Annotated in this window: 14 protein-coding genes; 6 read left to right on the top strand and 8 right to left on the bottom strand. The window is 63.1% G+C overall.

The features are described 5' to 3' along the window. Nucleotides 1–4: 4 nt before the first annotated feature. From L0U81_RS03165 to L0U81_RS03150, 4 genes are all read right to left on the bottom strand, one after another. Nucleotides 5–583 carry a YqgE/AlgH family protein gene (locus tag L0U81_RS03165; RefSeq protein WP_233800136.1) on the bottom strand — a complete coding sequence of 193 codons (579 nt, stop codon included), beginning with the start codon at nucleotides 581–583 and terminating at the stop codon, nucleotides 5–7. A gap of 112 nt (nucleotides 584–695) precedes the next feature. Next, nucleotides 696–860 (bottom strand): hypothetical protein, encoded by a 165-nt coding sequence (locus L0U81_RS03160; RefSeq protein ID WP_233800135.1) that lies wholly within the window; start codon nucleotides 858–860, stop codon nucleotides 696–698. 31 nt (nucleotides 861–891) lie between these two features. Beyond that, nucleotides 892–2298 (bottom strand): hypothetical protein, encoded by a 1407-nt coding sequence (locus L0U81_RS03155; protein ID WP_233800134.1) that lies wholly within the window; start codon nucleotides 2296–2298, stop codon nucleotides 892–894. A 363-nt stretch (nucleotides 2299–2661) separates the two neighbouring features. Next, nucleotides 2662–2832: a rubredoxin gene (locus L0U81_RS03150; RefSeq protein WP_007178992.1), complete on the bottom strand. Its 171-nt coding sequence runs from the start codon at nucleotides 2830–2832 to the stop codon at nucleotides 2662–2664. Nucleotides 2833–3200: 368 nt separating this feature from the next. Between L0U81_RS03150 and L0U81_RS03145 the strand changes: the two genes are divergently transcribed. The 3 genes from L0U81_RS03145 (at nucleotide 3201) to cysC (ending at nucleotide 5853) form a co-directional block, all read left to right on the top strand. After that, nucleotides 3201–4064 carry a hydroxymethylpyrimidine/phosphomethylpyrimidine kinase gene (locus tag L0U81_RS03145; protein ID WP_233800133.1) on the top strand — a complete coding sequence of 288 codons (864 nt, stop codon included), beginning with the start codon at nucleotides 3201–3203 and terminating at the stop codon, nucleotides 4062–4064. A gap of 302 nt (nucleotides 4065–4366) precedes the next feature. Then, nucleotides 4367–5188 (top strand): hypothetical protein, encoded by an 822-nt coding sequence (locus L0U81_RS03140; RefSeq protein WP_233800132.1) that lies wholly within the window; start codon nucleotides 4367–4369, stop codon nucleotides 5186–5188. A gap of 26 nt (nucleotides 5189–5214) precedes the next feature. Continuing rightward, nucleotides 5215–5853 (top strand): adenylyl-sulfate kinase, encoded by a 639-nt coding sequence (cysC, locus tag L0U81_RS03135; RefSeq protein ID WP_233800131.1) that lies wholly within the window; start codon nucleotides 5215–5217, stop codon nucleotides 5851–5853. Nucleotides 5854–6054: 201 nt separating this feature from the next. Here the strand turns inward: cysC and groL are convergent, their stop codons facing one another. From groL to L0U81_RS03120, 3 genes are all read right to left on the bottom strand, one after another. Next, nucleotides 6055–7695: a chaperonin GroEL gene (gene groL, locus L0U81_RS03130; RefSeq protein WP_233800130.1), complete on the bottom strand. Its 1641-nt coding sequence runs from the start codon at nucleotides 7693–7695 to the stop codon at nucleotides 6055–6057. A 53-nt stretch (nucleotides 7696–7748) separates the two neighbouring features. Continuing rightward, nucleotides 7749–8039: a co-chaperone GroES gene (gene groES / locus L0U81_RS03125; RefSeq protein ID WP_008923887.1), complete on the bottom strand. Its 291-nt coding sequence runs from the start codon at nucleotides 8037–8039 to the stop codon at nucleotides 7749–7751. Between the two features lie 490 nt (nucleotides 8040–8529). Continuing rightward, nucleotides 8530–9240: an FkbM family methyltransferase gene (locus L0U81_RS03120; protein ID WP_233800129.1), complete on the bottom strand. Its 711-nt coding sequence runs from the start codon at nucleotides 9238–9240 to the stop codon at nucleotides 8530–8532. Between the two features lie 495 nt (nucleotides 9241–9735). On the opposite strand from L0U81_RS03120, the gene L0U81_RS03115 reads away from it, so the two are divergent. Beyond that, nucleotides 9736–10296 carry a hypothetical protein gene (locus tag L0U81_RS03115; RefSeq protein WP_233800128.1) on the top strand — a complete coding sequence of 187 codons (561 nt, stop codon included), beginning with the start codon at nucleotides 9736–9738 and terminating at the stop codon, nucleotides 10294–10296. Between the two features lie 84 nt (nucleotides 10297–10380). Continuing rightward, nucleotides 10381–11787, top strand: a complete 1407-nt coding sequence (locus tag L0U81_RS03110; protein WP_233800127.1) for a hypothetical protein — start codon at nucleotides 10381–10383, stop codon at nucleotides 11785–11787. A gap of 79 nt (nucleotides 11788–11866) precedes the next feature. Here L0U81_RS03110 and L0U81_RS03105 read toward each other — a convergent pair whose 3' ends face one another. Further along, nucleotides 11867–12103: a hypothetical protein gene (locus tag L0U81_RS03105; protein ID WP_233800126.1), complete on the bottom strand. Its 237-nt coding sequence runs from the start codon at nucleotides 12101–12103 to the stop codon at nucleotides 11867–11869. Nucleotides 12104–12274: 171 nt separating this feature from the next. Here L0U81_RS03105 and L0U81_RS03100 point away from each other — a divergent pair, with 171 nt between their 5' ends. After that, the gene (locus L0U81_RS03100) at nucleotides 12275–13489 is read left to right on the top strand and encodes a glycosyltransferase (protein ID WP_233800125.1); all 1215 of its coding nucleotides are present in this window, start codon (nucleotides 12275–12277) and stop codon (nucleotides 13487–13489) included. The last annotated feature ends 21 nt before the right edge of the window (nucleotides 13490–13510 follow it).

Below are 13510 nucleotides of genomic sequence, written 5' to 3'. Positions count from 1 at the left end.
CCCCTCATGCGTGCCCGGCCTCGCCCGACAGCATCGACAGCGAGACACCGAGCAGCGCGAGCGCCGCTTCGAGGCGATCTTCAGCGGGTACGTCGAAGACGATCTTCGGATCGGCCTCGACCGTTAGCCAGCCGTTCTTCGAGATTTCGTCCTCGAGCTGACCGGCACCCCAACCGGCGTGGCCGAGCGTCAGCAGAAAGCGTTCCGGACCGGTGCCGCTCGCGACGGCTTCGAGCACGTCTTTCGATGTGGTCATTTCGAGCCCGCCCGGCACGGACATCGAGGACGTGTACGCGCTGCCGTCTTTCGGATCGTGCAGCACGAAGCCGCGCTCGGTTTGCACCGGGCCGCCGAAATACACGGGAACATGGAGAAGCGGTTCGATCTCGAGTTTCAGATCGATGCGATTGAAGAGCGCTTGCAGGTCAATATCGGTCGGCCGGTTGATCACGAGGCCGAGCGCGCCGCGCTCGCTGTGATCGCAAAGGTAGACCACCGTTCCTGAAAACGTCGGATCGACCATGTTCGGCATGGCGATCAGGAACTGGTTGGTCAGATTGATGCGATCGGTACTCTTGGACATAGTTCGGATTCTAGCAAAGACGATGCGGGATGGCGGGCTGCTTTGAGCACTGCAGCGCGTTGGGTTGCGTGTGACGTGCCGCGCCATCGACGCCGGATCAAGTTGCACTTTATCACGCGCGCGACTCGCGCCATGCCGTGATCAGGCGCCGAAACACCGCGTAGAACGGCGCGTTCGGTGCGCGTCGCGCGGTGGCGGGATTGTGTCTTGTCAGATTGGATTTCAGCGGATTCGGCACGCGTGGGTCGAGGCGTTGCGGATGCAAATCGTGCGCCACGTCGCGCGTTCGATCCGGCGCGGGTGGCGCTTCACGCGCCGCCCTGCTCGATCGCGCGCGTGAGCGCGGCGAGCGCCGTCTGGGTGAGGTTGCCGCCGGCCGGCGCGACCCCGGCGGCAACCTTGTGCAGCGTCGCGCGCAAGGCCTCGGCGGCCTGCTCGAGCGTATCGGCCGGCGGCGCGCCGACGATCACGTGGGCGCGCACCGCCGGGGTCGCGACGCCCGCATGCGCGCGACGCCGCCATGCGAGACCGAGCGCATCGGCGAGCAGCGCCACGTGACCGAGGCCGAGCGCGCAGGCAGCCGAGCCGAGCCGGTAGGCGGCGTCACCCGCCTGCAGCGCTTCGCTCGGGTCGGCTTTTTCCGGCTGATCGGCCGCGCGGGCATGCGCGGCGAGCGCCTCGATCGACGCGTCGGCGGTCTGCAGGAAGTCTTCGTAGGCGTTCGCGTTGACGCTCAGCACGCCGAGATCGCGCGTGTGCGGCAGCGACTGCGCTGCGAGCGCGCCCGCCTCCCACAGGGCTTCCGACGACTGCGTGCCCGCAACGTGCCAGTCGACGGTCAAGCCGAAATCGTGAAGCACCTCGACCTGATCGGCGTCTTGCGCGGCCGCGCCGAACAGCGCGTAGTCGCGCCACAGCAGCGCGAGCGTCGCACGCACCAGCGAACGCGGCGCGCGCTCGATGCCACGCGCATGGTCGGCGAGCGCGAGGTTGCAGCGCGCGTAGAAACGCCGCGCGTCGATATCGCGGATCGCGTGACCGCGCGCGCGCAGCGCCTTCGCGCAAGCGCGCGCGAGCCGCCAGAAATCATAGGGATCGGGGCCGGCGAGTTCGGTGAATACGGCGTCGAGCTCGTCGAGCGCGGCGTTCGTGACCGCGAGCGCCACCGCGCTGCCCGTATCGGCCTGCGAGCGCAGCACCGGCAGCAAGGCACGCTCGTAGCGGGCTCGCAGATGCGCTAGCCGATCGGCCGATTGCGCGTGCAGCGACGCCGGTGGCACCGGCCGCGCGCACAACGCGAGGTCTTCGAATGCGACGGCGGAGCCCGGCGTGTGTTCGGCGAGTTGCGAGCACAGCTCGACGTAGTGGTTGAAGAGTGTCGGCGAACAACTTAGCTCGCGAAGATTGTGACGTTCGAGCGCCGCCCGGAAATCGTTCAGCGCCGCGCCGAACACCGGCCGCGCGTTTTCCGCTTCGGCCGGCTCGCCGCTCGCGAGCGGCGAGAGCCGCACCAGCGCGTCGGCGAAACGCTGCGCGCTCAGCCAGCCCGCCGTGCGCAGCGCGTGCGACGCGCGCAGCAGCGCGGCACCGCTCTCGTCGCGCTGCTCGAACGCGAGCGACGCCTCGGCGAGCGCCAGTTCCGCGGGGCGGATCGCGCCGCCGCGCGGGTTCGGCAGTGCATCGAAGGAAACGGGTGCAGCGGATCGAAGAGTCATGGGCAGGCGACACGAAGCTGACGGGGCCGTCGCTTCGCGGCGCGTGCTGAGTGATCGGCCAACGCGCGAACCGGCGACAGGACAATGACAGACTACCGTTGCGACACGACGCGCCCGGCGATGTTCCGCGCCGGCGCGCTCGGACAGGCGCCGGGCGTGCCGGACGCTTCAAGCGATTGCAGCAGTTGCGCGGCGGATGACGCCGCTGACTTTCACGGTCGAAGTTCGGGCCCGAACCCCTGGACCCGGTTTTCGGGCCGAAGCTTCCGGCATGTCGCGCGAACCCCTGAAACCGCGGTGCCGGAACGATCGATCAAGCCAGGCAAACAACCCTACCGGCCGACGCCGGCAGCTTGCCAGGCTTCAGATCTGGACCATTTCGAAGTCTTCCTTGCGGGCTCCGCACTCCGGACACGTCCAGTTGATGGGAACGTCTTCCCAGCGCGTGCCCGGCGCAATGCCTTCCTCCGGCAAGCCGGCTTCTTCGTCGTAAATCCAGCCGCAAATCAGGCACATCCAGCTTTGATATTCCATTCTTGTGTCGCGTCGTTGAGTCCGTGGAAACGGGAGCCATGATGGTACCGTGTTGGCGCCCCCATGCCTAGCAATCGAAAACGCGCAATCGTAGCGTGCATCGGCCTTCGACAGGGCGCCCGCGCGCCCGACTGGCGCCGCTTGCGGCGTCATGCCGCGTGGCGGTGGCGATAAATCGGCGGCGCGGTAGAAGGCACCCTCGTGCAAGCTCGCCGAGATAGCGCAGCCACCTCAAAGCAATCCCGCGCCGGCCCAGTCCCCCGCGGGCCACCCCTGTCGCGCGAAAAACCGCCCTCGCCGCGGTTTAGGCCGCATAATTGAGCCAATTGCGCACCGTGCGCCGAAATCCTGCTTTCTTTATCAATTTCATGCCCAGCGACACGCCTCCGATCGTCCTCACCTTCGGCCTCTCCGATCCCACCGGCGGCTCCGGCCTGCAGGCGGACCTGATGACACTTGCCAGCATGGGCTGCCACGGCGTTTCCGTGCTCACGGGTTATACCGTGCGCGACTCGGCGAGCTGCGACGAAGTCACCGGGCTCGACCCGGACACCGTCGCAACGCAGGCGCGCATGCTGCTGGAGGACATGCCGGTCGCCGCGTTCAAGGTCGGCGCGTGCACGCGTGCCGAAGTGGTGAGCGCGATCGCCGAAGTGGTCGCCGACTACGACGACATCCCGCTGATCCTCGCTCCCGACTTCACGCTCGACGACGAACACGTGCTCGCCGCCGACGAACTGCGCGAAGCGATCGCCGATCTGCTCGCGCCACAAACCACGCTGCTGGTCGCCGACTCGTCCACGCTGCTCGCGCTCGCGCAGCCCGACGGCGACGCGGAGGCGCCGAGCCTCGACGCGGCGATCTCGCATCTGCTGTCGCAGGGCTGCGAGTACATTCTGTCGACCGAAACCGGTACGCATCGGCTCGTCAACACCCTGTTCAGCGAGGACGGCCAGTTACGTCAGGACATGTGGGACCGCGCGCCCCATCGGCTGATGGGCTTGACCGATACGCTCGGTGCGGCGATCGCCGCGCTGCTCGCCAACGGCCAGGAACCCGCCGAAGCGGTGCGCGAAAGCCAGGAATATCTGTTTCAGGCGATGCGCAATGCGTTCCGGCCCGGCATGGGTTCATACATGCCCGACCGCTTCTTCTGGGCGCGCAGCAGCGACGACGACGAAACCCCGCCGGCGCCAGGCCAGGGCGCGGCGCCGGGTGAAGCGCGGCACTGACCTCGCCCTTCGTCGGTGTTGACCAGGAACCCGCCTTAGAGCGGGTTTCTCATTCAATGTCTTTTTCGCAATATTGCGAATTTTCATTCAATTTATCTGGAAATTGATAACGCAGATCAGCTCGCCTCTCGATGCTGCGGCGCTCAGTCCATATTTCGTACTTTCGCAAATCTCTTTCGCATAGCAGCATGAAGCTTGCCCGGCCCACGTAACCGCACGGCTAATTGCGTAATTAAACGTTACAACGTCATTGACGGCGGACGTCTAGACTTTACGCATCACGACCAGTCATATGTCCCCACATGTCTTTCCCGACATTTTTCATCCATCCACCGAAATGCGGCGGTTCGACCGTTATTTCGTGTTTCGACTTGAATAAAGGTAATGACCAGTTCATTAGCTTTGTGTGGGATCAGGATGGGTGGGGACACTGTCGCGCAAAGCTGCTCGAGACGCAGGTCGGCGGCGGCCATCTACCGTATGGCATTCATCGGATCATCAAACATCCGGTGAACTACTGCACGATCCTGCGAGATCCGCTCTCACGCCAGATCTCGCACTACCTGTATGCGGCGAACGGCAAGAACGGCCAGATCACACGCGGCGTCAGCGTGTCTACACCGGAGGCTATGGCGCTGCAAGTGCCGAAAGGCAAAGCTCACATAAGCGAAGCAACAAGACAAAGGTTTATTGACGACAATAGCCTTGATTACGAGCTGTTCCGCGATGCGAATCGAATGATCGAATCCTATGCGAAAGAAACGGGCGACGTCTTTTCGAATGCGCTCGAATTGGTCCGCGTGATTCAGTCCGAAATAGATCAGCTTGAAAATCCGCACGTCTATAGCGCAACGGTTTTCGGCATCGACGGCTCATTCCTCGCGCGCGTGCAAGAGGTGATCCGCCGCTTCGATCTCGCGCCGATCAACACCTATCTGGAGTTCGCGCAAAGCCGGCAGCGTCCACGGGCCGATGTAGCGGGCGCCGGCTACCCGAGCTTACAGAGCGGATTTTCGATCTCACTGCCAGACGGCATCCCGGACGGCTTTCGCGCTACGGCCGCGAATTCCACCGAAAGCCTACACAACGCCGGCACGTGGCGCCAAGGCTGGCACTGCGAATGAGCCGGAAGATTCAGGAGAACCCATACATGAAAGAGCCGCCCCATTTCGTGCAACGCTTCCACGGCAAGATCGCGGTGCAGGATCGCATCCGCATGTTCGGCCAGAAGCCGGCCACGATCTGGCTAACCGGCCTGTCCGGCGCCGGCAAATCGACGCTCGCGTTCGCGCTCGAGGAGCAGCTGATCGCGCTCGGTCGCGCCTGCTATGTGCTCGACGGCGACAATATCCGCCACGGTCTGGCGAGCGACCTCGGCTTCGAGCGCCCCGACCGCCGCGAAAACATCCGCCGCGTCGCGCACGTCGCCCAGTTGATGAACGACGCGGGCCTGATCGTGATTACCGCGTTGATTTCGCCGATACGCGAAGACCGCGCGATGGCGCGCGAGATCATTGGACCCGACAAGTTCGTCGAGACCTATGTATCTGCCCCGCTCGCCACCTGTGTGAGCCGCGATCCAAAAGGTCTTTACGCGAAAGCAAGGTCTGGCGAGATCAGCTCGTTCACCGGCGTGTCGGCGCCCTATGAAGCGCCGACCGATCCCGACCTGCACGTCGACACGGGAACGCAGAGCCCTGCGGAAAGCGTCGCGCAGATCTTCCACTACCTGCGCGAAAAGTGTCTGGAAACGTCCGCTCACCGTACCGCTCGCACGGTACGCGCCTGATCCGGAGCACGGGCGTCCAGAAGCGCCCGCCGGCGTCCGCGTCAACACCGGCCCCAAAAGAAAAAACCCGCTGATGCGGGTTTTTTCTTTTGGGAAGCACGCCTCGCGGCGCACTCCCCACATGGACTTCCAACCGGGCCTCGTCGGTGATCCAGCCGCGATGGTTTGACCACCCGGCCGGACCACGAGGCCCGAGCGGAATTACATGTCCATGCCCATGCCGCCCATGCCGCCGGGCATGCCGCCAGGCATCGGTGCGTCTTCCTTCGGCAGTTCGCAGACAGCTGCGTCGGTCGTCAGCAGCAGGCCAGCGACCGAAGCTGCGTTTTGCAGCGCCGTGCGCGTGACCTTCGTCGGGTCCACGACACCTGCGTCAACCAGGTCGACGTACTCGCCGGTTGCTGCGTTGTAGCCGAAGTTGCCCTTGCCAGCAGCAACCGCTGCCACCACGACGCTCGCTTCTTCGCCGCCGTTGGTGACGATCTGGCGCAGCGGCTCTTCCATTGCGCGCAGCACGATCTTGATACCTGCGTCCTGATCGGCGTTAGCGCCCTTCAGGCCAGCGATTGCCGTACGTGCACGGATCAGCGCGACGCCGCCACCAGCAACGATGCCTTCTTCCACAGCTGCGCGCGTTGCGTGCAGTGCGTCTTCGACACGTGCCTTCTTTTCCTTCATTTCGACTTCGGTCGCAGCACCGACCTTGATCACTGCCACGCCGCCAGCCAGCTTGGCGACGCGCTCTTGCAGCTTTTCACGGTCGTAGTCCGAGGTCGCTTCTTCGATCTGCTTGCGCACTTGCTTGACGCGAGCTTCGATGTTCGCTGCTTCGCCAGCGCCGTCGATGATCGTGGTGTTTTCCTTGCCCACTTCGATGCGCTTCGCCTGGCCCAGTTCAGCCAGCGTTGCCTTCTCGAGCGTGAGGCCGGTTTCTTCAGCGATGACCTGGCCGCCGGTCAGGATCGCGATGTCTTCCAGCATCGCCTTACGACGATCGCCGAAGCCCGGAGCCTTGACAGCAACAGTCTTCAGGATGCCGCGGATGTTGTTGACGACCAGCGTTGCGAGCGCTTCGCCTTCGACGTCTTCCGCGATGATCAGCAGCGGACGGCCAGCCTTCGCGACTTGCTCGAGCACCGGCAGCAGATCACGGATGTTCGACACCTTCTTGTCGTGCAGCAGCACGAACGGGTTGTCGAGCACGGCGACTTGCTTGTCCGGGTTGTTGATGAAGTACGGCGACAGGTAGCCGCGGTCGAATTGCATACCTTCGACAACGTCCAGCTCGTCTTGCAGCGACTTGCCGTCTTCGACGGTGATGACGCCTTCCTTGCCGACCTTGTCCATTGCTTCAGCGATACGGTCGCCGATCGACGAATCGCTGTTCGCCGAGATCGCGCCAACCTGTGCGATTTCCTTGTTGGTCGTGCACGGCTTGCTGATCTTGCGCAGTTCTTCGATTGCAGCTGCAACAGCCTTGTCGATACCGCGCTTCAGGTCCATCGGGTTCATGCCCGATGCGACGTACTTCATGCCTTCGCGGACGATCGATTGCGCGAGAACCGTAGCGGTCGTCGTGCCGTCGCCTGCGTTGTCGCTGGTCTTGGAAGCGACTTCCTTGACCATTTGCGCGCCCATGTTCTGGAGCTTGTCTTTCAGTTCGATCTCTTTAGCGACCGACACACCGTCCTTGGTGACCGTCGGGCCGCCGAAGCTGCGCTCGAGGACCACGTTGCGGCCCTTCGGACCGAGCGTGACCTTCACGGCGTTGGCGAGAATGTTCACGCCTTCGACCATCTTGGCACGGGCGGAATCACCGAATACGACGTCTTTAGCTGCCATCTTCTAACTCCTTGAATTCTTTGGATATAACCGGGGAAGTAGCGACGTTGCGCTTACTTCTGCACCACGGCCATGATGTCTTCTTCGCGCATCACGAGCAGTTCGTTGCCGTCGACCTTGACGGTCTGGCCTGCGTACTTGCCGAACAGGACGCGGTCGCCGACCTTCACGTCGAGCGCAATGGCTGCGCCCTTGTCGTCGCGCTTGCCCGGGCCGACTGCGAGGATTTCGCCTTGATCCGGCTTTTCCGCTGCGGCTTCGGGGATCACGATGCCCGACGCGGTCTTGGTTTCTTGATCCAGACGTTTGACGATCACGCGATCATGCAAAGGACGAAGGTTCATACATACTCCTCTCTGATTGAGACTGAAGAACGCTGAGAAAAACCCGGCTGGCCGAGCCAACCGGCGATGTTGTTAGCACTCTCGTGCAGCGAGTGCTAATTATATGGACGGGTAGTGACAAATTCAAGAAGTGGGGAACGCGGCCGTCGTTCACTGACCCTTGAACGTGATTCGCTCAGGCTTGAGCCGGCCCCGTGAGGAACCTCTGCCGCTCGGCATTTTCTCTAAGAAAACAATAATTTACCGACGCATCAAACTGAGATTCGGCCCTTCACGAATGGTAAGGCGGCCCGTCACGAGGCAGCGACTTCGGCGCAGAGCGCCCACTCGAAACGTCAAACCCAGGGAAATCCCCGTAAGCATGGGCCGTGACAATAGTCAGCCTTCAGGCAAGTCGCCCCGCGTATGTCCGGGCCATTGACGCGGTCGCTTCTGGTGGGATGATGAAATTCATAGCGACTGCAAGGACAACACTTGCACAACTGTAAGGCTATAACTGATTGCGAAAGATTTGAGATTTTTCCACCCTGAAGATCAGTGAAAAATGTGTCCAGCTGACCAGTCGGTAATTGCGCTCCTCCAGATAGCGAAATATGGCGGAATCTATGACTTCCCTTATTGAAGTCAGCATAGATTCCACAATAATGATCTTTGGTTTATACCTGCTGATATCGATCGACCGCAAGGCTTCGTAATCGTGACCTTCCACGTCGATGGAGAGCAGATCGATCTCCTGACCGGCGTATGGGCTGTGCTCAAGAACGTCGTTCAATGTGGTGGTTTCAACCGTCCGCACGGAGATAGGCTTCTGGACTTCCGCTGCTGCCACTATGGGATCCAGGGTCGAAGTCAGCCCATAATTTGAGAAGTTATAAACTTCCTTGAGCTGTTTCTCACTGGAAATGGCTGCACATACATTGACATCATCAGACCGCGCAAGAGAAAACGCTTCAATTTTTACCGGATCCATGTCTATGTTGATGCCGCGCCAACCACGCTTATAAAGTGCATGTGTGTTCGAGAACTTGACAGGGTGGTATGCCCCTACGTCTACATAAATCCCCTTATTGCACCGGGGACTGATTATCTCGCGCAACACTGCGTCTTCTCCAAACTGCGAATAGTACAAACGCGGGCCACGCGTTATCCACGTCTTACGGACGAGCCAAAGGAAGTGTCCGAAAGTCTTGAAGGTCACCATAGTCGCTCCGCGAATCAGTTACATGCTCGAATAGCCGTTCAGATTTACCTCTGCAGATTACTCGACGGTTAGCAGACCACTCAGCGAAAGTCATAAAACTGTGTATCTTTGGCCGAAACCGTTGAGTGAAGCAAAAAGCATGCGGTTCGACACACAGAACGCCGTGCAAAGCGCGCCGATAGCGGGCATTCGCACTTGCGTTCCCTACGTAAACAGACCCCAGGGATTGTCCCGATCTCCAACGCAACTTCGCGAATTGTGTCCTGATTGCACTGCACGATGGCGTTTTCGCGCGCTATGCGACGCATCGCGTGCTCAGCGCACGGTGCTACGCTCGTCAAAGCAACATTTGCGGCGTGCCCGTCCGGGGTGCAATGGCACAGGACCAGCAAGCACGAACGACAAGCTCGAACACGACGCGCAACAAGCAAAAAACGAAAGCACTACACTAAATCAAACACAAAAAGGCGAGACATCGCTGCGGGAGTGACTGCGATGGCATTTAAAACATATACCGTACTGACACTGTTGGTGGCGAGCAGTGCCGCGTTCGCGTGGCGACCTGTCACCTATCCGATCCGAAGTCAGAGCCCCTACGAGCGGAGCATCGACAACGCGATGTGCTACGCGGAAGCGGCCCGCGTGAGCAAGGTCGACATCCGTCGCGAGCCGCAAATCCCGCCGCGCCCTGCGCCGGCGGCGAAAGGGGCGTCGACGGGCGCGCCGCCGAAGCCGCCTCTGCCGCAAAGTTCCTTCTCCGCCACACCACTGCCGTATGGCGCAAGCACGTCGGAGGCCGTGAGCGAGCCGATGGCCGGCGTCGGCAGTGCGCGTAGCCCGATCACCGTACCGGCAGATGCGTCGGCAGCCGCGACCAATACGGCCGCAGGCGCGAGCGCGGAACCCGGCGCGTCGGGCGCACCGGACGCATCGTTGCAGGCCAACGCGGCATCGGACGTCAAGCTGCCGCCGCTGCCCGCGCCCGAGCCGCCGATGACGCGCTACTGGGCCGCCTACGCGGCATGCATGCAGGCGCGCGGGTACGTCGTCCAGTAAGTCCGGTCGACGCCGCTTGCGAGCGTCGTCGCATTCATTCTTTTTGATGGCGCCGGCCTTTGGCGCCAGTGGAGCGAGACGGCCATGCCGCGCGACACGACCTCCGACCAGCCATTCTTCCATCACTGCGCATACTGCGGCGTGCCGTTGTCCGGCCGCTTTTCGCCGTGTCCCGCGTGCCATGCGCTGCCGATCGATTCGTTAGATATGGCCGACAATCGCGGCGAGCGCACCGCACGATCCCGAGTGCTCGCCGCACCGCGCGCACAGCTCGAATCGCTGCCAGCGAGCGCGGGTTTGCCAGAGGACCGTGCGTCACGGCGCTCCGCACAAACGAAGCTGAGCCCCTACGAGTTGATCGACGAGGCGACCTTCGTGCCGGGCGGACGTCGGCGCAAGCGTCCCATGGCGCTCGCCGCGGCGGCGCTCGCGACGCTCGGCGTCGTGTATGCCGGCTTCATTCTTCTCAACGATGACGATGCGAGCGTCGACACGCCGGTCACGGTCTTCGGCACGGTGCACTCGGACAACACCGCGCAAAACACTGCGCAGAACGCGGCGCGGAATGCGGCGCGGTCTGTTGCCGCGGCTCCCAAAGCCGCGGCGCCGAGACCCGCGGCGGTCGTCGCGCAACCACCGCGTCCCGTTGTCGTCGCGCGGCAGCAACCGGAGCCCGTGCACGCGGCTCCTGTCGCGCCGCCACCACCGCCTGTCGTTGCAACCTCGCACACGGTCGCGCCACCGCCTGTCATTGCGACCGCACACACCATTGCGCCACCGCCCGCCATTGCTACCGCGCGCACCTTAGCGACACCGCCCGTCATTCCGACCTCACCCACCGTTGCGCCACCGCCGGTCATTGCGACCGCACACACCGCAGCGCCCCAACCCATCATTGCGACCGCACACACCGCACCGCCACAGCCCGTCAATGCGACCGCGCACGCCGTAGCGCCAACGACGCCACCGAGTGCAGCCATCTCCGCGCCCACCCCGCGCGGCACGGCAGTCGTGTCGACCAACTCCAACATCAACACCGACACGACGACCGCCCCGCTCACGCAAGCCGACAAGCTGCGCGCCGACGCAGAGCGGAATCTGAAAGCCGCGCACGGCTATCTGCAACGGGGCAATCTGTCGGCGACCAAAGCGCGTCTCGCCGCGGTAATCACGGCGCAACCCGACAATCGCGACGCGCGCCGCATGCGCGCCGAAGTGAGCACGCTAGAACAGCAACGGGACGCATTGCTCAGTCTCGCGCGCGGCTGCGGCAATGTCCGACATTGGGACTGCGCATCGCACAACGCCAACGAGGCGTTGCAGATCGATTCGAGCAGCAAGGCCGCGCGACGGCTGGTCGCGCTCGCGTCGCACGAGTCCGCATGGCAGACCATGGAAGCGTCGAAGGAAATGCCGGGCGATGCACGGCAGACCATGGAGCCGTCGAAGGAAATGGCGGGAGATATCCGCGCCCTGCTGGCACATCACTAAGGGCTGCGAGGCATCCAGCTTGACAACGTAAGCGACGACGATGCCGTCCCCGACGCGACGTGCCGGGCGGGCAGCAACGTCAACCGGCGATGCTGTCGTAGCCGTAACAGGCGCCCTGGTACCCCGAGCCGGGGAATGCGGCTTCCTGCGGCACGTCGATGATCAGCACGCGCTTGTTGGCCGACAACATACGCAGGTCTGCGCGCGCCTTGCAGTGGGTGCCCTTGCCGCCGTTGCCAGAATCCAGGCATTCAGCGACGAATGCGGTCGGGGTAACTAACGACCGGGGAGATTTCCTCACAATGATCCAGTGCAAGACCATCCGCTATCGACCCACGGAGACGCGAATGATGATCGCGACTCACGCGCGCCTGCAACTTGCGCTGCGGACGCGCGCAAGCTCCGCCGCGGCCACACCCAACCAGTTCGGCGCGCTCGTGCCACGTCCTGCGCGGACGCCACGTCCCCACCACCCGGATATCACCCAATGAAAATATTGCATCTGCTTCCCAGTGTCGATCCTCGCGGCGGCGGCCCGGTTGAAGGGGTGCATCGCAGTAGCATAGCCATGCAGAAGGCCGGACACGACATCGAGGTGGCGACCTGTGACGATCCCGGTGACGGCTACCTCGCGACCTTTCCGTTTCGGGTCCACGCACTAGGCCCCAGCCGCGGCCATTATGGCTACTGCAAGCGGCTCGTACCGTGGCTCGCCGCCAACGCGAAACGCTTCGACGCGGTCATCGTGCATGGCTTGTGGCAATACCACGGCTTTGCCGCATGGCGGGCCTTGCACGACAGCGGCGTGCCCTACTACGTCTACGCGCACGGCATGCTCGACCCGTGGTTCAAAGAAGCCTATCCGCTCAAGCATCTGAAGAAATGGCTGTACTGGCCGTGGGCCGAATACCGCGTGCTGCGCGACGCCCGCGCGGTCATCTTCACGACCGAGGAAGAACGCACACGCGCGCGTCAGTCGTTCTGGCTGTACCGCGCGAAAGAACGGATCGTGCCGTTCGGCACGACAGTGCCGCTCGTCGATCCGGCGGTGGTGCGCGAGGCGTTCCTGCAAGCGGTCCCCGAGTTGCGCGGCAAACGCATCGTGCTGTTTCTAGGCCGCGTCCATGCGAAGAAAGGCTGCGATCTGCTGATCGACGCGTTTGCGCGCGTCGCCGGTCGCGATCCGGCGCTGCATCTTGTGATTGCCGGTCCCGACGAAACCGGCTGGTTCCCGACACTGCGCGCGCGGGCTGAGGCAGCCGGCATCGCGCAGCGCCTCAGCTTGCCGGGCATGTTGCAGGGCGACCTCAAGTGGGGCGCGTTTCACGCGAGCGACGTGTTCGTTCTGCCCTCGCACCAGGAGAATTTCGGCGTGGCGGTTGCCGAGGCGCTCGGTTGCGGACTGCCGGTGCTGATTTCCGACAAGGTCAACGTATGGCGCGAGATTGAAGCAGACGGCGCTGGACTGGTAGCCGCCGACACCGTGGACGGCACCGAACAGAATCTGCTGCGCTGGATCGAACTCTCGCCCCCGGCACGTGAGGCGATGCGTACGCAAGCCGCACTCACCTACAGTTCACGCTTCAGGATCGACGCCATGGTGAGTGCGCTGACCGCGCTGCTGGACACGCATGGCAGCCGTAGCGACGCGCGCGAACAGCAGATCGCGGCGCTGCGCGAAACCGCGCAGCAAAGCCGCTAGCTTTTTCAGGTTCCGTTCCTG

The organism is Paraburkholderia sp. HP33-1, assembly GCF_021390595.1.
Classification (GTDB): Bacteria; Pseudomonadota; Gammaproteobacteria; order Burkholderiales; family Burkholderiaceae; genus Paraburkholderia.
This window is presented reverse-complemented; position numbering and strand designations above follow the sequence as displayed.

Coding starts and splice junctions, on each gene's coding strand:
- groES (WP_008923887.1), bottom strand. CDS start 8,039: ATGAACCTTCGTCCTTTGCATGATCGCGTGATCGTCAAACGTCTGGAT.
- cysC (WP_233800131.1), top strand. CDS start 5,215: ATGAAAGAGCCGCCCCATTTCGTGCAACGCTTCCACGGCAAGATCGCG.
- groL (WP_233800130.1), bottom strand. CDS start 7,695: ATGGCAGCTAAAGACGTCGTATTCGGTGATTCCGCCCGTGCCAAGATG.
- L0U81_RS03165 (WP_233800136.1), bottom strand. CDS start 583: ATGTCCAAGAGTACCGATCGCATCAATCTGACCAACCAGTTCCTGATC.
- L0U81_RS03120 (WP_233800129.1), bottom strand. CDS start 9,240: ATGGTGACCTTCAAGACTTTCGGACACTTCCTTTGGCTCGTCCGTAAG.
- L0U81_RS03110 (WP_233800127.1), top strand. CDS start 10,381: ATGCCGCGCGACACGACCTCCGACCAGCCATTCTTCCATCACTGCGCA.
- L0U81_RS03150 (WP_007178992.1), bottom strand. CDS start 2,832: ATGGAATATCAAAGCTGGATGTGCCTGATTTGCGGCTGGATTTACGAC.
- L0U81_RS03115 (WP_233800128.1), top strand. CDS start 9,736: ATGGCATTTAAAACATATACCGTACTGACACTGTTGGTGGCGAGCAGT.
- L0U81_RS03140 (WP_233800132.1), top strand. CDS start 4,367: ATGTCTTTCCCGACATTTTTCATCCATCCACCGAAATGCGGCGGTTCG.
- L0U81_RS03100 (WP_233800125.1), top strand. CDS start 12,275: ATGAAAATATTGCATCTGCTTCCCAGTGTCGATCCTCGCGGCGGCGGC.
- L0U81_RS03145 (WP_233800133.1), top strand. CDS start 3,201: ATGCCCAGCGACACGCCTCCGATCGTCCTCACCTTCGGCCTCTCCGAT.
- L0U81_RS03155 (WP_233800134.1), bottom strand. CDS start 2,298: ATGACTCTTCGATCCGCTGCACCCGTTTCCTTCGATGCACTGCCGAAC.